The sequence below is a fragment of the Dictyobacter halimunensis genome (assembly GCF_036245075.1).
Genome location: NZ_BSRI01000002.1, coordinates 1,857,702 through 1,874,188, shown reverse-complemented (window position 1 = coordinate 1,874,188; position 16,487 = coordinate 1,857,702). Strand labels below are relative to the sequence as shown.

15 protein-coding genes are annotated in these 16,487 nt (G+C 53.5%); 9 read left to right on the top strand and 6 right to left on the bottom strand.

What is annotated here, in order from left to right; all coding sequences use genetic code 11:
• Positions 1-5: 5 nt before the first annotated feature.
• Both AABA21_RS21815 and AABA21_RS21810 read left to right on the top strand, forming a co-directional pair.
• Entirely contained in the window at positions 6-833 is an 828-nt protein-coding gene (locus AABA21_RS21815; protein ID WP_338253643.1) for a phosphate/phosphite/phosphonate ABC transporter substrate-binding protein, read from the top strand.
• Between the two features lie 95 nt (positions 834-928).
• On the top strand, positions 929-2,008 hold the full coding sequence (locus tag AABA21_RS21810; protein WP_338253641.1) for an LLM class flavin-dependent oxidoreductase: 1,080 nt from the start codon (positions 929-931) through the stop codon (positions 2,006-2,008).
• Here AABA21_RS21810 and AABA21_RS21805 read toward each other — a convergent pair.
• The 3 genes from AABA21_RS21805 to AABA21_RS21795 form a co-directional block, all read right to left on the bottom strand.
• Positions 1,972-3,195, bottom strand: a complete 1,224-nt coding sequence (locus AABA21_RS21805) for a M48 family metallopeptidase (RefSeq protein WP_338258461.1) — start codon at positions 3,193-3,195, stop codon at positions 1,972-1,974. The two genes, AABA21_RS21810 and AABA21_RS21805, sit on opposite strands and share 37 nt — an antisense overlap.
• A gap of 26 nt (positions 3,196-3,221) precedes the next feature.
• Positions 3,222-3,563: a hypothetical protein gene (locus tag AABA21_RS21800; RefSeq protein ID WP_126595523.1), complete on the bottom strand. Its 342-nt coding sequence runs from the start codon at positions 3,561-3,563 to the stop codon at positions 3,222-3,224.
• A gap of 170 nt (positions 3,564-3,733) precedes the next feature.
• Positions 3,734-4,480 (bottom strand): sugar phosphate isomerase/epimerase family protein, encoded by a 747-nt coding sequence (locus AABA21_RS21795; RefSeq protein ID WP_338253640.1) that lies wholly within the window; start codon positions 4,478-4,480, stop codon positions 3,734-3,736.
• A 641-nt stretch (positions 4,481-5,121) separates the two neighbouring features.
• Between AABA21_RS21795 and AABA21_RS21790 the strand changes: the two genes are divergently transcribed.
• Positions 5,122-5,889, top strand: coding sequence for a hydroxypyruvate isomerase family protein (locus AABA21_RS21790; protein ID WP_338253639.1), 768 nt, complete (start codon positions 5,122-5,124; stop codon positions 5,887-5,889).
• A 26-nt stretch (positions 5,890-5,915) separates the two neighbouring features.
• On the opposite strand, the gene AABA21_RS21785 is transcribed toward AABA21_RS21790, so the two are convergent.
• Positions 5,916-8,318, bottom strand: a complete 2,403-nt coding sequence (locus AABA21_RS21785; protein ID WP_338253638.1) for a protein kinase domain-containing protein — start codon at positions 8,316-8,318, stop codon at positions 5,916-5,918.
• Positions 8,319-8,972: 654 nt separating this feature from the next.
• Between AABA21_RS21785 and AABA21_RS21780 the strand changes: the two genes are divergently transcribed.
• Positions 8,973-9,224, top strand: a complete 252-nt coding sequence (locus AABA21_RS21780; RefSeq protein ID WP_338253637.1) for a hypothetical protein — start codon at positions 8,973-8,975, stop codon at positions 9,222-9,224.
• Positions 9,225-9,291: 67 nt separating this feature from the next.
• On the opposite strand, the gene AABA21_RS21775 is transcribed toward AABA21_RS21780, so the two are convergent.
• Both AABA21_RS21775 and AABA21_RS21770 read right to left on the bottom strand, forming a co-directional pair.
• Positions 9,292-10,116, bottom strand: a complete 825-nt coding sequence (locus AABA21_RS21775) for an aldose epimerase family protein (RefSeq protein ID WP_338253636.1) — start codon at positions 10,114-10,116, stop codon at positions 9,292-9,294.
• 130 nt (positions 10,117-10,246) lie between these two features.
• A complete protein-coding gene (locus tag AABA21_RS21770) occupies positions 10,247-11,239 on the bottom strand; it encodes a phosphotransferase enzyme family protein (protein WP_338253634.1) in 993 nt (330 codons plus the stop codon).
• 750 nt (positions 11,240-11,989) lie between these two features.
• On the opposite strand from AABA21_RS21770, the gene minC reads away from it, so the two are divergent.
• The 5 genes from minC (at position 11,990) to AABA21_RS21745 (ending at position 16,486) form a co-directional block, all read left to right on the top strand.
• On the top strand, positions 11,990-12,814 hold the full coding sequence (gene minC / locus AABA21_RS21765) for a septum site-determining protein MinC (protein WP_338253633.1): 825 nt from the start codon (positions 11,990-11,992) through the stop codon (positions 12,812-12,814).
• A gap of 124 nt (positions 12,815-12,938) precedes the next feature.
• Positions 12,939-13,766: a septum site-determining protein MinD gene (gene minD / locus AABA21_RS21760; RefSeq protein ID WP_338253632.1), complete on the top strand. Its 828-nt coding sequence runs from the start codon at positions 12,939-12,941 to the stop codon at positions 13,764-13,766.
• 22 nt (positions 13,767-13,788) lie between these two features.
• Complete coding sequence (gene minE / locus AABA21_RS21755; protein WP_126595514.1) at positions 13,789-14,136, top strand: cell division topological specificity factor MinE; 348 nt, start codon at positions 13,789-13,791, stop codon at positions 14,134-14,136.
• A 570-nt stretch (positions 14,137-14,706) separates the two neighbouring features.
• Positions 14,707-15,420, top strand: a complete 714-nt coding sequence (locus tag AABA21_RS21750; protein ID WP_338253631.1) for a hypothetical protein — start codon at positions 14,707-14,709, stop codon at positions 15,418-15,420.
• Positions 15,421-15,529: 109 nt separating this feature from the next.
• A complete protein-coding gene (locus AABA21_RS21745) occupies positions 15,530-16,486 on the top strand; it encodes a VOC family protein (protein ID WP_338253630.1) in 957 nt (318 codons plus the stop codon).
• Position 16,487: the final 1 nt, after the last annotated feature.

Genomic DNA, 16,487 nt, shown 5'->3' with positions numbered 1-16,487 from the left:
TGGTTATGTCAGTGGGAGAACATGGTCTGGCTACATTGCGCTGTGCTAATTTTCTATCGTCGTTGTTGCAGGAAACCTATAGTGCTATCGCCTCCTATGTTGGACAACAATTGGGCATGGAGGTTGTTTTTAACACCGGGCACCGTCTGGATGAATTTCAGGACGGTCGGAGTGATTTTGGCTTCCTCTGCGGACTCCTCTATGTACGCGCGCACGCTACTCCTGAGGATCCTGTTGATCTGCTGGCGGCTCCTGTATTATTGCCCGAGCGCTATCAACGGCAGCCCAGGTACTTTTCGGACGTGGTTGTGCGGCGTGAGAGTGATGCACAGGATTTTGCAGATCTTGGGGGGAAGAGCTGGGCCTATAACGAAGAGGCTTCTCACTCTGGCTATAACCTGGTGCAGTATAGCCTGCTGCAGCGGCAGCAGACGGCTGGCTATTTCGCAAAGACGATTCGATCGGGCTCCCACCTGCAATCCCTGGAGCTGGTGCTCCAGGGAGAGGCAGACGCTACCGCCATCGATTCCCACATACTGGATGTCCTTCTGCTGCGTAACCCACACCTCGCCTCGCAGATCCGTGTCATTGATGTGCTCGGTCCCTCGACGATTCCACCGATTGTTGCCGCGCGCCGCCTGCCCGCATCTCTCAAGCAACGCGTGCAGCAGGCTCTGCTGAACATGCATGAAGATCCCCGGCAGGCGGCTCTGCTGCACCTGGGAGGCATTGAGCGCCTGGTCGCGGTTCAGGATGACGATTATCAAGATATTCGTACCATGCTGGCTCGTGTGCGCTCCGACGAGCAGCAACACGCCCACATCGCGCTATAACACTCACATTGCCACGTTTCCATAAGCTATAATAGACGTGTATACACATGTTCATTGTGCATAAGTCACACTACTGGAAGGACAGACGTGAGCATATGACGACTGCTAGTGAAACAGGCAATGGAGCTGAGCACAATAGACCCGATTATCGTTCCCGCATCGGCCTGGTAGCGGACTCCCCCAATTTCCCGGCTGCCTGGGATCAGGTGGTAGAGAAGGTACGTATAGCCGATGAATTGGGCTACGATTCGGTCTGGCTGGGCGAGTCATGGGGCTACGAACTTTTTACCTCGATGGCTGACCTGGTGCGGGCCACGAAGAGGATCAAGATCGGGGCTGGTATCGCCAATATTTATTCGCGTACCCCGGCGGTGATCGCCAGTACGGTCGCCACGCTGGATGAGCGCTCCGGTGGCCGTATTTTGTTGGGCCTGGGGCCCTCAGGCGCACAGGTGATCGAGCACTGGCATGGTGTACCCTTTGAGAAGCCGCTGCAGCGCACACGTGAATACGTTGAGATCATCCGTACAATTTTACGCGGCGAGAAGCTGGTGCATAAGGGCGAGATATTTCAGCTGGAGCGCGGCTTCAAGCTGCGGTTCAAAGCCACGCGTCCGGATCTACCGATCTATATCGCGGCCATGGGACCTAAAAATGTTTTTCAAACAGGCGAGATCGCTGATGGAGTCCTGCCGGTGTACTGGCCCGCGACCCGTTGGGGATCGCTGCGTGAGCAGTTAGATGCCGGATCGAAGGCCGCGGATCGACCGGCCCACAGCGCGGCCATTGCTCCCTACATTACCAGCGTCATCCTGCCCGATGGTGCCAGCGAGGCCGAACAGCAGGCGGCCCGCTTTAAAGCCGCCTCCCCTCTGGCTTATTACATTGGGAAGATGGGTGTGTACTATGCACAGATGCTGAGCCGCAACGGCTTTGAAGAGGATGTGCTGGCCGTGCAGGCGGCCTGGCAGCAGGGCATGAAATCGGCGGTAGAGGCGGTCAGTCCGCGTCTGCTGGAGGCGACCACCATTATTGGAACCGCGCGGGAGTGCGCCGCCAAAGTAGATAGCTGGGCGGCCATGGGCGTGGACGAACCACTGCTGTCCATGCCCGATGGCTCCGTCGATGAAGCGGCCGCTCAACTTTCCGCGCTTAAAGAGGCGCTGGCCGTATAGCCTGTGCGACTCGCGAACTCATCGGCATGTTGCAGACGCTTCTGGATCGATGGGTGCGAGTGGAAGAGAAACTCAACGATGGGCGCCGGCTCAAGCTCTGACAGATTCTGGTTGGCCAGGCGCCTCATCGCTCCTTTGAACGCCTCTATCTTGTGGGTGGAGGCCAGCGCGTATTCATCCGCCTGGTATTCAATCCTGCGGCTCAAGCCATTGCTGAGCGGCATGATAATAAAGCTGAACACGCCGATCAGCGCGAAGAAGAAGGGCAGCGTGGCGGCGTCGGTCAAGGAACGATAGTAGTGTTGCTGATCGACGACCCAATGGAAGACGAGGTTGACCAGAAAGAGCCCCACCAGCATTAATACCGTCTGGCTGGCGATCAGCTTCCAGATGTCGCGATGCACATGGTGCCCCAGTTCATGGGCCAGCACCACCTCGATCTCATCGATCGTGTAGCGATCGGTCATCGTATCACCCAGCACAATGCGCCGCGTATTACCCAGACCCATCAAAGCCGCGTTGGTGGCGGTGGTCTTATGGCTCATCTGCATTGAGAAGACACCCTTGACTCGCGTGTTGGCCTGTTCCGCCAGCTTCAACAGACGCTGTACCAGCTCACCATCCGGTAGCGGCGAGAATTTGTAGAACAGTGGAAAGATCAGGATAGGGGCCAGGTTGGCCATCAGAACCGAGAAGAACAGGATGATCAGCGCTGCCCAGAGCCACCACAACTGCGGCTGAAAAGCGAGCAAGGCATAGACCAGCGAGATAAAGACCGCCTCCAGCAGCAGGTTGAGTCCCAGGCCGATCCCCACCTCACGCAACCAGGCGCGCAGGCTCATCACCGAAATACCATAGCGATGCGGCAGCACAAAACCGGAATAATAGGATAAGGGCGAGGTCAGTAATTCGTAGAGTATGGTAATTAAGACGCAATAGACGATGATCTGCCAGGGGAACCAATCTGTTCTGGGCTGCCAGTTTAGAAGCGGCAACCAGCTGCCGGCACCTTGAATGAGATCGCGGAACCATTTGTCGAGTCCTGCTCCCAGCACGATCAGAATGCTAAGTACCCCGATGCCCATGCTAACATACGAGATGCGGCGGCGCGTGCGGGCATATTCACGCGCTTTTTGCTGTCGTTCGACATCAATTTCCATGCCAGTGACTTCCTTTGGATCGGGCAAGGCAACAAGTAGCGCTGCAAGAACGGTCAATAGATGACCAGGGAAAAACCATGTTTAATCGTAACGGCCCGCTTTGATTTGGCGGCACGCCAGGCGGACTTACTCATGCCGACGCGCTTGCGGAGATCATTGAGCTGTTCTTCTGAGAAGTGTTCTGAGGCGGCGAGTACGACGCGGCGAAGTTCCGCGCGGATAGCATTGATGCGATTTTCCAGCTCTGCCAGCCGATGAGCATCATGTGGAAGCCCTTGAATCGCTAGCCGGGCGAGGTCGGCCCATTGCCTGGCTGGTAGACGCATAGCTTCAACGCGCTCTTTAATAAAGATGGTGACTTCATCAAAGTTTGGTACAGCTGTCAGGTCAGTCATGCTAAGCTCTCCTCTTGATGGATAACAGAACTCAGTGGAACTGGAATGACATCCTTATCGCACCAAAGATTCATACAAGAGAACCGCATCCATTGGCGTGGGTGTTGGATCCAGGGCGTGAGAAGGGCCACAGTTGGGTGCGGCCCTTCCCATGCACACCTCTGAGAGTTCTACGTTAAACTGCGATGTAGATCCGCGAATGAGAGGCGCGCGCTCTCCAGAGATGGGATCGCGGGCTGATCATTCTCAACGATAAATGCGGTGGCGCCAGCGGCCTGACCGGCTTCGATATAGCCGGCGATATCCAGCGTGCCCGCGCCAACCTCGGTAAATTTACGATCGGGCGTCATATCTTTCAGGTGCAGGGTGGCAATGCGATTGCTATGCTTATTGATGAAGGCGATCGGATCAACCCCCGCGAACGCGGCCCAGTATGTATCCAACTCAAACTTCACCAGATTCGCGTCTGTCGAGGCGATCAACCGCTCAAGGAGCGACTGGCCATTCACCTGGGCAAACTCGAAATCATGGTTATGATAAGCCAGCGTCAACCCACGATCCTTACAGATCTGTCCATACTCATTCAACTGATTGGCAAATTTCTTAAAAGATTCTTCCTGCGCCAGCAGATCTTTATTGATCCACGGAATAATTAAATAAGGGCTGCCGATCTCCAGACAGTAATTGATTTCGTGCTGGATATCTTTCTCAACCAGGGCCAGACCCACATGGCTCCCGACCGTCTTCAGGCCAAAGTCAGCCAGGATCGCGGCCAGATCCTTCGAGTTAAAATCGCCATAGCCAGCGAACTCGACGCCCGGATATCCGATCTCCGCGACAGCGCGCAGCGTCTCTTTAAAATTTTTCGCCGTCTCATCACGTACGGTATACAACTGCAATGCGATAGTGTCAGTCATGAAAACTCCCTACTACTGATGACGAATAGGTGATATAAGGCTCATTCATTGCCCCAACTTACCTAAGTAGTATACCACCTTTGGAATGAACAATGGTCCCTTTCGTAGCGTAATCGTTTGTGAGTAAAAATATTATCATATGGATCAAAATAAATGCCTGAACGTCTGCATCGTTGAGAATGTGTCTTACTCTTTTCTTGCTGGCGAGCGTAAGTGCTTCCGCACGGGTGTCCGCATACGCGGCCGCACACGTTTTTTATATTGGTGCACGGGATACACGAATGCGCACCCCGTGCACCAATATAAAACCGCCTCCTGAGAACGTGTCTTACTTTCATGATCATCATCTCTGGCTTGCATGAGGTTTCGCACCTCTGGTGCTCACGAGTCCATGGTGTGCGCGTGCTGGGGCGCTCACGTGCTCCCAGAGTGACGAGAGTCTGACACCCTCTGAGCGCCAGAGGTGCGAAAACACATGCAAGCCGCAGGCGATGATCATAGGCCACAGGCACGAAACCTAAACAATAAATAATGTACAATAAAAAGGAGTGCGTACAGATGCGTACTCCTTTTTATTGGTGGAGTTGTGGGGTGGCTTGTTTTAGGCAGTTATGTGTTTATGATGAAGGGATGGATATGCTATGAAGCAGTCGTTTGCCTGGTGGTGTTTTGCTCGTGAGGGATTGGCTCCTGAGAAGCTGTTGAGCACGGCGGCGGAGATCGGCTATCAGGGCGTAGATTTGATCGATCAGCAATACTGGTCCCTGGCCAGAGAAGCGGGCCTGCGCATCGCATCGGTCGGTGGGCATGTCTCGATTGAGAATGGGCTGAATCGGCGCGAACAGCATGATCGCATCGAGCAGGAGATTCTGGCAAAACTTGAGTTGGCAAAGGAGTGGGACATTCCGACCCTGATCTGTTTCAGCGGGAGCCGGGCCGGTCTAGCGGATGAAGAGGGCGCGGAGAATACCGCCGAAGGGCTGCGGCGCGTGGCGCGGGCCGCCGAAGAGGCCAATGTGACGCTGATTGTTGAGCTCTTGAACAGCAGGGTGAACCATCCAGACTATCAGTGCGATAAGACGGAATGGGGAGTGCGCGTATGCGACCTGGTGAATTCGCCTAATGTTAAATTGCTCTATGATATCTATCATATGCAGATTATGGAAGGTGATCTCATCCGTACCATTCAGCAGTATCACCCTTATTTTGCTCACTACCATACCGCTGGCAATCCCGGCCGTCACGATATCGACGAGGAGCAGGAGATCTATTATCCTCCTATCTACCGGGCCATTCGCGCCACCGGCTATAGCGGCTATATCGCCCATGAGTTTATTCCCAAGGGCGATCCGCTCCAGGCTTTGCGCACCGCTTACTCAGACTGTGAGCGCAGCCTGGTCCAGGGATAAAAGATGATGCGGCCACCGATTGATAATCAGTAGTGCACCTGCAGTTGCCAGAAGTCCTGCGTGGGCACTTGAGGATCATCCGCTCCGCGCACCACAAAGGCATGTCCGTGTCCATCGCAGGCGCTGGCTCCAAGCACCGATCCACCGGCCGTAAAGGGGATCAATGGCTGCATCTGCAGCGTCTGCGTGTCGATCAGCCAGCTGCTATCTTTGCCGCGTTGCTGCGCTTTATCAAAGCCGCCGATCAAAGCCAGTTTGCCGGGCACTATGGTGCAGCCCGAGGCACTGCTCATGGCCTGGGGCAGGCTGGTGGCGGCCTGATTCCAGATGTTGTGGGCGATATCATAGCTATAGATGCTATTGGTCTGCTGCTGCTGGCCCGCGTCGGTCGAGCCACCAAAGAGGAGCAGGTGTCCCTGTTCATCGCTACTGATAACGACGTATCCCAGGCCCACGGGCAGGTCGGCCAGGTGCCGCCAGTGAGAAGTCGCGATATCATAGCGATACCAGCCCGTTCCCGCCTGAGCATGGCTATCGCCGGGATGGCTAAAGCCTTGTGTCAGATAGAGATGTCCCCGCTGATCCGCGAACAGGGCGCTGGCAAAACCAATGCTGATCTGATCTGGCGGAATAATCTTTTTCAGTTGCTCCGTGTCTGGCTGGTAAGCGTAGAGCAATGAAGGCACATTGTAGCTGTCAGACGAATAGCCGACCGTAAAGTAGATGGTATTTCGTTCATCGACGGCGGCCGCGTTATTCACCATTCCCGGGAACGCGGTTTGCACAACTTCCCAGCGCGTGCCGATCACATCATAGCGATACAGGGCATGGTCATAAGATGGATGCCGAGGGCTGCTATAGGCGCCATTCATATAGACGTAAGGATGTCCTCGCTGCTCGACATAGACCGCCGCGGTGTCGGCCTCTGGCCTGGGCAGCGATGGTAGGCGCAGCCATGCATTGGACATGGCTCCAGGCTGAGGATGGGTGGCGCTGGTGACGGAGGGAGGGCCGAGCTGGACATGTTCTTTTGCTGGCTGCAGGCGCACATAGAGCAGCAGTGACGCCATGATCAGGAAGAGCATCAGTGCCAGCCCGAAGCTGATCTGAATCGCGCGCTGAAATGTCAGGATCTGGACTGGCTTGCGCCTGCGGGGCGCAGGCGAACCCTCCAGCGTATGCAAAGAGAGCTGCGACAGGCTCATGCTGGATCGGCGCTGCAAACTCTCATCGACCGAGGCGAACTGCTGCTCCATCTGATCATGGTCCAGGCGTTCACGCCGCATCTGCTGGAGCATCTCGCGATCCGCGCGTCTTTGTTCCAGATCACGGGTGTTGAAAACGACCTCTGTTTCATCATTATTATGTTGACCCGATCCCATCTCTTTATCGCTTCCATCTCGTCTGGATCGCTGTTCCGCGTGTACCCTGATCTTATCGCTCTGTAGCGATTGTCCAAACAGCCGGCGCTGGTAGTCCAGCCGCTCCTCGACCCGGTAGGCGCGCTCCAATGCCAGAAAGAGAACGTGCGCCGACTGGTAGCGCTCGCATGGATCGGCCTGCGTGGCCAGCTTGATGATGCCATTGAGCATGGTAGAGACAGGCATCGGCGGATACTCGCGTAGCTCAGTGCTGGCCTGTGGATGTGTGCCCAGCACCATCTCCTGCAGGATCATGCCCAGGCTATAAATGTCGGCGCGGATATCGATAGAGGCGCCGTTGGGCGCGAACTCGGGGGCTGTGTACCTGGTGTGCGTCCCTGGCTCTTCCTCGCTGAAAAAAGGTGGCTCCTTAAAATAGCGCGCATTGGCCAGATTGATGAGCATGGAAGATTTATCCGGTAGCAGGAAGACATTTTCTGGCTGCAGGGCACAGTAGATGAGTGGTGGCTGCTGACGATGGAGATAGTCCAGCACATCGCATACCTGCATACAATAGCTTAGCGCTTCCAGGGGAGGTAAGGCGGTCTCAATTTGCAGTTGTTGGCGCAGGGTATGGCCCGGCATATAATTCATCACCAGGTACCAGTAGCCATCTTCGGAGAAATAGTCATACAGGGTCGGCAAGGCCGGATGCTGCAGTCGCGCCATCAATAGAGCCTCGCGCAGGAAAAGATCGGTATGTGTTCCTCCGGTAACGGGGAAAAAAGCCTCCTGCCCTTCTCTCCCAGGAGAAGGGCGACGAGAGATATCCCCACCATGCAAAATATAATCTAGCTCATCTACTACGCTCTCTGGCAATGCCCCATCGGCCTGCACCTGCTTGAGCGCAAGTGGTGTCGCCAGCGTCGTATGCGCCGCCAGGTATAATTTGCTGCTTGCATCCTGTCCCAACAAGCGCTTGATGTGATATTCACCATCGTGTAATACATGTCCGACAAACCGATCATCGCCTACCACCTGTGGTTCTTCCGAAGGTATCATCGCCATCCAGCTCCCCTTTCACTTACTACCTGCCAACGTATAACCTGCTTTTGCTGTATGGTACCTAAGGAATATAGTCGGCGTCAAGCCATATCTCCTTAACGCTTCCGCTGCATCAAAAAGAGTAAATTGATATTCCTTATGAAAAACAATACTTCTATATCTATTATAACCCTGGCGCATTCATGCATATTCATAGAGGGCTGCAGACTTTTCTTTTGCCAAGGGTGCTTGTGCGCCCGCGCACAGTCTCGCACCTGCGGTGCTCGCACTGTTTTTTATATTGGCGCATAGGGTGCGCTCAAGCGCACCCTATGCACCAATATAAAACTGACTTTGTTTATATGTTGTGTGTGATGAATGATGCAAATGTGCGCACTGCGCACATTTGCATCATTCATCACACACAACATATAAACAAGCGCGAGCACCGCAGGTGCGAGACTGTGCGCGGGCGCTCATGCGCCCCGGTAAGAGATGAGTTTGATACCCTCTATGTATGTATGGGCGAGACTGTGTTATGATAGGGGGCGAAATTTGATCTGTTTTAAGCGATGTGCTGACACTGAGCTATCGGCCCGGGCTGAACGTATGGAGTCCGGGCTTTTTCTGGTAGGAGAGGATAGACTGGCGGCACGATAGCATGGGAGAGATGAGAAGATGTCTATTCACTATGTGTTGCGTGGTAAAACGCAGGTTCAGGATGTTGAGCGTGAGGGGACGTTAAGCGATGAACAGTTGGTCGGCGTGAAAATCAGCCAGGATACCGCTTTGATTAATGTCGTCATCCGAACGTTGCGTACCCAGGGAATTGAGGCTGAGTGGCAGGAATGCGTGCTGGATGGGGATGCTGCTGGGACCCGGATCTACACTTTCTACAAAAAGCGTTGGACGCAACAGAAAACGCGCTAGCAGACGCCTGTGGGGAGGAAGCCAGCTTTCTGTATTGCGAGCATAGCTGGCCTCCTCGCTGATGTGCTTATGATTGGTAGGGTCTGGCGCTCAACTGCAGGATCAGTCGGTGAGAGCCACGCGGGGCGATATTGAGACGATCAGCGGGACGATTGAGACCATCTTCGCTGGTCACCACGGGCTCGAAGCAGATGAAATCATGATCGGGCGCGGTTGATGGCTCGGACCAGACCTGCATGGTGGAGAGCGAGTAGCGTTCATCCACGGGTTGTTCGGCAATGGTCAGATCGCCTTCATGTGGCATATGGACTGTGACGCTATGGGGAAACGGATTGGGCTGGTCCGGTGGCTGGGTCGCCCATTGAATCGCCTGGGGATCTATGCGGGGCAGTCCGTCGATGGTGATATCGGCTTTGTCCTTCTGGGCGACGGAAAAGTATGGATGGAAGCCGGGCGCGATCGGCATCACTTCATCGCTGCGATTCTCCATCGTCAGTGTGTAGGTCAGGGTACCTTCTCCGGCAACGATCTGAGAGGTAAACGCGAACTTGTAGGGATATTGCGCGTAGGTCTGCTCATTGTTGGTCAGCTGAATGGTAATGCTGGCGGCATCTTGCTGCAGCACCTCCCACGGCATCGTACGCCCAAAGCCATGGATGGGTAGCATTGTGCCCTTCTCTTGAAAGATGCCCTGCTTCAAACGCGAAAAATTGGGTATCATCAAAGGCATTCCCCAGCGTTTAATGTTGCCGGTCTCGCTGGCTCGATAGAGCACCTGCCAGTCTCCCACCTGAAAATGCGAGACGAGGCAGATGTCCGGCATTACGCCGACTTTTGTATCTCCAGCACTGAGCACGACTTCGCGCTCCATCGGAAATTGTGTAAATGTCATGATGTTATCCACTCCCATTGTATGTAAATAACTGTTTTTATCAGTGATCAACCTGTTTGGCTCCATCACCTGATCGGATACGGGTCTGTGATAGTGCCGCCCGCTTTACCTGGCGTGTTCACGTTTTCTTCTAGGCTAGCGCGAACGCTTTAGCCAGGGCCGGTTGCTGCTGGAAGAGGCGCAGGGCGTAGGCAATTGCATCCGTTTGCTGGAGAACGGCCTGTACAGGATCGGGCAGAAAACCGGCTTCCGCGATCCAATACAATGGTACGCGAATTATCTCCAGCGGTAGAGCCTGAATCTCTTCACGCGATAGCGGTTGATCGGTCGCCTGGTTATAGGCTTCCAACAATGTCCGTACGCGTGTCCAGGGAGCCAGCTCGGGATAGCGCACATCCTCTTGGAGCCAGAAGATCCAATAGATCGCGTATGCCAGGTCAAAGATGCGTTCATGCGTATCCAGAAAATCGAAATCCAGCAGTCCCGCCACGCTACCCGCGCGGAAGAGTACATTGCCCATGCGATAATCACCATGGGTTGGACGGCGCGGCAGATACTGGCCCTCGTCATACCACCATGGCAACTGCTGAGAAAGCATCTGCAAAACCACGTGGCAGATTTCACTGGCCTGTTGCACCTCTCCTATTTTATACGCAGACCGTGAATTTTCGATGAGAGACGCCGTTCTCTCGATCCATTCCATCATTTGAACAGGGGTAGCATAATTATCGATGGCGGGCTGAACAATGTTGGCTGGAGCGAGATGCTTTTCCAGAAACGCGTGCAGATCACCGAGCAGTGTAAACATCATGGGTAAATACTCCCAGCGTTTTGTTGTGGGAGGATCGTGAGCAATAAACGGCTCAATTTCAATCAGGCGCTGCTCATGAGACAATATGTCCGCGCCACTGAGGGCGGGTATCGGGAGGGCGACTGGAAAGCCGGCCTCGGCCAGCAGGCGCTTCGTTTGATGTTCAAAAGACAGGCGGCGCATCGTGACCCAGGGACGATGGATGCGCAACACATACTGACCCGACTCCGTATCCAACAGGGCGTTTAAGTTATAGGTGCCCCCCAGATCACGAATCGCGAACGTCGTACCGAGCGCGTAATGCTCAAGCATCTCGGGAACCAGTTCCAGGTCGGCGCGGGGCCCAAAAAGAAGCTCTTCCAGTTGATCCCTCCTTTGCTGTCAGACGCATATTCCTTAAAATATTGTCACGCTGGCATTGTACGCATATCTGAGCCTGATCGCAAGTTCTCTATCCTCTCTTCCCCACCTTCAAACTCCACCTCTTTGTATCTTCTCTTCCCCACCTTCAAACTCCACCTCTTTGTATCTTCTCTCCCCCACCTTCAAACTCCACCTCTTTGTATCTTCTCTTCCCCACCTTCAAACTCCACCTCTTTGTATCTTCTCTCCCCCACCTTCAAACTCCACCTCTTTGTATCTGTGAAGTTGTCGCGGGCGCGCAGCGCGCCCGCGACAACTTCACAAAATAAATTTTCGAGCGCCGCAGGCGCTCGAGTCAGGGCCACAGGCCAATAAAGCAACCATCCAGCCACTCATGATATTTGAGCATACAATCCCGCCCGTAGCGGGATTGTATGCTCAAATAGGACCTATTGTCTTTTGAGAGACAGGTGTTTATACTGTATGATATCAAGGTACATATGTATGTACCCATATGTATGCTATTCATCACTACTACTACCGTATCATTATATTCGTCCAGCTTCCGGATGCATACGAATACTAAAAAGCGTGGGAGACAATTCGGATAGAGAAGCGCCGAAGCGAGGAAAGACAGAAAAAAGGAGGCGTGCATCCTCCCCTTGCCGGAAGGCGGGGACTCCGCACGATTGAAAAAGGGTGACAGGACATATCGCAATTAAAGGTACCCGCAACGGTTTGCTCTTAACGCTAGAACCAGAGACCCCCTTCAGTGATTTGATCTCTGCGCTAGCTAATCGCCTGGCGGAATCGCCCGCTTTTTTTCGGGGTGCCTCTCTTACGGTAGATACCACACATCGCTCACTGCGCACCAACGAGCGTTCACAACTGGAAGATCTACTGGCCCGCTATCACATGTCTGTATCCGCAGTTGAAACCGTATCCGAAAAGCGGAAGGCCGCCAAGACGATCTCTCTATCCATTCCGGATACGTCTATTGAAGGAATAGTCACGAAGGAGGTCGGACCAATGACAAAAGAGATTCCGCCAACACCGGCACCGACTCCATCTTCAAATCCACCTTTGAATCCATCCCCCAATGCATCTCTCAATGCTAAAGAGCCGGTTCCGGTAACAAAAGATGTGCGCGAAGCACCGATCAAAGATGCTCGCGAATCGACCGACACTTTATTTATCAGGCGTACGGTGCGGTCAGGGCAGGCCATCCATCACGATAGCAACGTTGTGGTGCTCGGAGATGTCAACCCGGGCGCTGAAATTGTGGCCGGCGGAGACATCATCGTCTGGGGAGTATTGCGGGGAATGGTACATGCTGGCTATCCAGATAATGAGAATGCAATCGTCTGTTCTTTGCAACTATCGCCCGTCCAATTGCGTATTGCGCATCTCCTCTCTCGTCCCCCCGAAGGTTTTGAAGCACAGCCCCGACCCGAGGTCGCGACCATACGCGAAGGCCAGATCGTTGTCGAGACATGGGTAAGCGGACGGTCACCTCGCAAATAATATGGTTTTGCTGTATTCATGAAGTTGGATAATGCACATCTACTTCAATCAAAAGTTCGTGATATACTAAAAGACTGTATGGGCCAATACAGCAGCCTGAAAAGTTCTTCAGAGGGAGTATAGCATGGATAGCCGGATAATCACCATTACGTCGGGTAAGGGCGGGGTGGGCAAAACAACCACGACTGCGAATTTAGGGACCGCATTGGCGATGCAGGGGAAAAAGGTTGTGGTTGTTGATGGCGACATTGGATTGCGCAACCTGGATGCCGTTCTCGGCTTAGAGAATCGCATCGTTTATGACCTGGTAGATGTTGTTGAGGGTCAGTGCCGTCTGCGGCAGGCGCTCATTAAAGATAAACGCCAGCCAGAACTCTATTTATTACCAGCCGCACAGACACGCGATAAAAACGCTGTCAATAGCGTTCAGATGGAGCAACTTTGCCAGCAATTGCGCCAGGAATTCGAATTTGTGGTGATCGACTCACCGGCTGGTATTGAGCAGGGGTTTCGTAACTCAATCGTCGGTGCCGATGAGATTATTATTGTCGCGAATCCTGAAATGGCCTCGGTGCGCGATGCCGACCGTATTATCGGCCTGGTAGAAGCCGCCGGCAAGCCAGAACCTCGCCTGATCCTTAACCGTTTGCGACCAGAGATGGTCAAGCGTGGCGATATGATGGATGTCACCGATGTACTGGAAGTGCTGAACATTGAATTGTTGGGCGTGATTCCAGAGGATGAAGCTATCATCGTTGCCACCAATAAAGGTGAGCCGGCTGTCTATGATAAGCGTACGCGTGCTGGACGTGGCTTTTTGCACGCCGCTCAACGTCTCCTGGGAGAGGAGGTCCCACTGGAAGATCTGGTAGAATCTCCTTCCCTGCTGGAACGATTACGGCGCTTAATGGGATTTGGTCCTGCATTGGGTGAGAAGCCTGTGCGTTCGTAGTCTTCTTGAGAGGGGGCAAACAATGGGTGTTTTTGAATTTATGGTTGGCAAGAAAAAGCCAACCCCTGGTGAGGTGGCCAAGGAGCGCTTAAAAGTGGTACTGGCACATGATCGCTTGAAGCTTAACCCTGAATTGCTGGAGGTGATCCGGGGGGAGATCCTGTCGGTCGTCTCTCGTCGCCTGGCGATTGATGAAGATCAGGTGCAGGTCAACCTGGCGCATGAAGGTGGCGCGGAAAAACTGCTGGCCAACATGCCGATCAGGCGCGAGAAAATCACGTTTGAGTGGGATCCTCCTTCCCATACTCCTAATTCAAACGTCATCCGTGGTACAGTACATGTGGATACCTCGGATAGCGACCACAAATAAGCTGTTCACCTGCTGTCAACGCTGTGATACCTGTATATGGGGCACCCTTTGATCAGGATGCTCCTCATCTTCTTGCCTCCTGATCTCCCTCTCCCCCCCCTGCATATGCGCATATGAGCATATGTTATATATAGCCATAGCGCAATAAGTCTATAAAAGGTTAAGAAAGTGTATACCAAACATTAATTTCTTAACACAATCCTTATGTGTTTTTAACTTTTATTTTACCCTTTAAGCTCTATAATGGATGCCGTGATTATTGAGTTCCTTTTGCTCATATAAAAATAACATGGCCTTTTACCCGGACAGTGTTTGACTGCCATAAGATGCGCGTGCCTGCCCGCCCACCCGAACGAGCGCACGCAGAAGTCCGACCTATTGATGAGATAGGAAGTTAATACCATGGTGAAGAATTACTGAGCTTTATGGCGCCGGGCACGATGTATAGTAGAAGAGCGCGCAAAACTATTAATCTGATCGAAATAATCAAAAAGTTTCTGGGGATCAATCAAAGGGAATGTCGCTATGCTTCAATCATTATTACCGAAGTATATAGTGGAGAGTAGGGGTATGCGAGAGCCAAAGAAGCAGCGTATGCGTCAAAGCAGGCTCTATCAATTGCATCGCGGTGCCAGCAAAGCTATCTGGCCGCTCACGGCCCAACATTATGTCCACACCAATCGAGCTGCCCAGCAGCGCCGTCTTATTATCATGACTGGCATTAACGGACTCGATATGCTGGGTCTCCTGCGCATTCAGGCGCTGTACGTGATGTCTCGCTACCTGACATTTAATCGACTGCTTCAGGGTGCGTTTGTGTTTGTGTGTATCGGGATCGCTTTTGTGCTGTCGGCCATTTATGATTGGGCCATGCTGCTTTCCCACTGGGTGACGTTTGCGTTGTTTGCCTGTTTGTGTGTGTTAACAACCGCTATCTTTGACTACTGGCGGGGGGAACAGAAACGGAGCATGCAGCAGACAATCAAGCCATTTATGTCGTCCGCCACTTCATCGTTCGCTGGCATCCCGGCTTCACAGCCGAGCCAGCCATTGCAAGCCTTGAGTCGTAGCCAGAGCCTTCCTCAGCCCCAGGTGTCCTCTCTGCTCAACTTTCCTGACACTCCTATGCCACCGGCCACGCCGCTGGTGCGCGTGCTTGAGACGATCGACCTATCATCTACCAATGTAAAGCATTTTCTCGATGTCAAATCTCAAACCACCGGATCCATCGCCAGGCTGCGTGATGTAAAGGGGCAGCGTAAGGACACCTCTGCATCTGAATAAGCTGAATGCATGACCTTCGGGTATTTTATTGACCTGCTGTCGCCAGCGAAGTATGATAGCAGGCAGGTTTTGTGCGAGTATCAGCAAGCAGATAGGTGAGGAGGCTCCTATGAGCAACCAGCAGGTACAGAAGGTTAAGGTAAAGCGCCTGGCGCATGTCGGCGTATGGACGACAGATGTGGCCGCGCAGGCACGCTTCTACCATCAAGTCCTTGGGCTGGATGTGCGCTCAACATCTGAGAGTGCGACAGATGAGGATAACGAATTAAACGAGGCGAATATATTTTTAGGTCTGGGTGAAGAGTCCCATTGCGTAGGGTTTTTTAACGATGATCGCCCCAGCTCTGTCAATGGGCGGCGTCCTGTTCAGAAAACGCCTCTCCATCATCTGTCTTTTGAGGTCGATAGCGATGCTGAACTGGCCGCTCTGGCCGCTCGCCTGAAGATGGCGGGTGTCGATCTTAAACTGGAGCCACGCGACGGTGATGCCGACCGTGGGGATACGCTCTGGTTCACTGATCCCGATGGCAATCGGGTTGAGATTGCCTCCAGGCCCGATGACTTCATGGCCTCATTTGGCGGTCGGTCAGCGATGTGGCGCCCACAGGCGTTACAGCATATCGCCCTCTATACTACCCACCTGGAGACTATGGTCGAGTTTTATACCGAGGCTCTGGGCTTCGATATCTCTGACTGGCTGCTGCGCGAGCGCGTCTGGCTGCGCTGTAATCAAAATCATCATACCCTGATGTTTATTCAGGGTAAGCCGGGCATCGATCACATCGGCTTTACGATCGCCGACGGCAATGAATTGTTGCGCTGGGCCGACCAGTTGAGCCAGCACCAGATCCCCCTGCTATGGGGTCCGGGACGTCATGGCACCAGTGGAGACCTGTTTGTGCGCTTCGCCGATAGCGATGGTATCCATGTCGAACTATCCGCCGGCATCCAACAATATTATGATCGCGATGTGACGACTCCTCCACGCCTGTGGCATACACGGGCGATGGCGCTGAACCTCTGGGGCGTCCTCCCCTCCTGGATTCGCGAAGAAGCTCACGTGTAAT

Coding starts and splice junctions, on each gene's coding strand:
- AABA21_RS21815 (WP_338253643.1), top strand. CDS start 6: ATGTCAGTGGGAGAACATGGTCTGGCTACATTGCGCTGTGCTAATTTT.
- AABA21_RS21810 (WP_338253641.1), top strand. CDS start 929: ATGACGACTGCTAGTGAAACAGGCAATGGAGCTGAGCACAATAGACCC.
- AABA21_RS21800 (WP_126595523.1), bottom strand. CDS start 3,563: ATGACTGACCTGACAGCTGTACCAAACTTTGATGAAGTCACCATCTTT.
- AABA21_RS21795 (WP_338253640.1), bottom strand. CDS start 4,480: ATGACTGACACTATCGCATTGCAGTTGTATACCGTACGTGATGAGACG.
- AABA21_RS21790 (WP_338253639.1), top strand. CDS start 5,122: ATGAAGCAGTCGTTTGCCTGGTGGTGTTTTGCTCGTGAGGGATTGGCT.
- AABA21_RS21785 (WP_338253638.1), bottom strand. CDS start 8,318: ATGGCGATGATACCTTCGGAAGAACCACAGGTGGTAGGCGATGATCGG.
- AABA21_RS21780 (WP_338253637.1), top strand. CDS start 8,973: ATGTCTATTCACTATGTGTTGCGTGGTAAAACGCAGGTTCAGGATGTT.
- AABA21_RS21775 (WP_338253636.1), bottom strand. CDS start 10,116: ATGACATTTACACAATTTCCGATGGAGCGCGAAGTCGTGCTCAGTGCT.
- AABA21_RS21770 (WP_338253634.1), bottom strand. CDS start 11,239: ATGCTTGAGCATTACGCGCTCGGTACGACGTTCGCGATTCGTGATCTG.
- minD (WP_338253632.1), top strand. CDS start 12,939: ATGGATAGCCGGATAATCACCATTACGTCGGGTAAGGGCGGGGTGGGC.
- minE (WP_126595514.1), top strand. CDS start 13,789: ATGGGTGTTTTTGAATTTATGGTTGGCAAGAAAAAGCCAACCCCTGGT.
- AABA21_RS21750 (WP_338253631.1), top strand. CDS start 14,707: ATGCGAGAGCCAAAGAAGCAGCGTATGCGTCAAAGCAGGCTCTATCAA.
- AABA21_RS21745 (WP_338253630.1), top strand. CDS start 15,530: ATGAGCAACCAGCAGGTACAGAAGGTTAAGGTAAAGCGCCTGGCGCAT.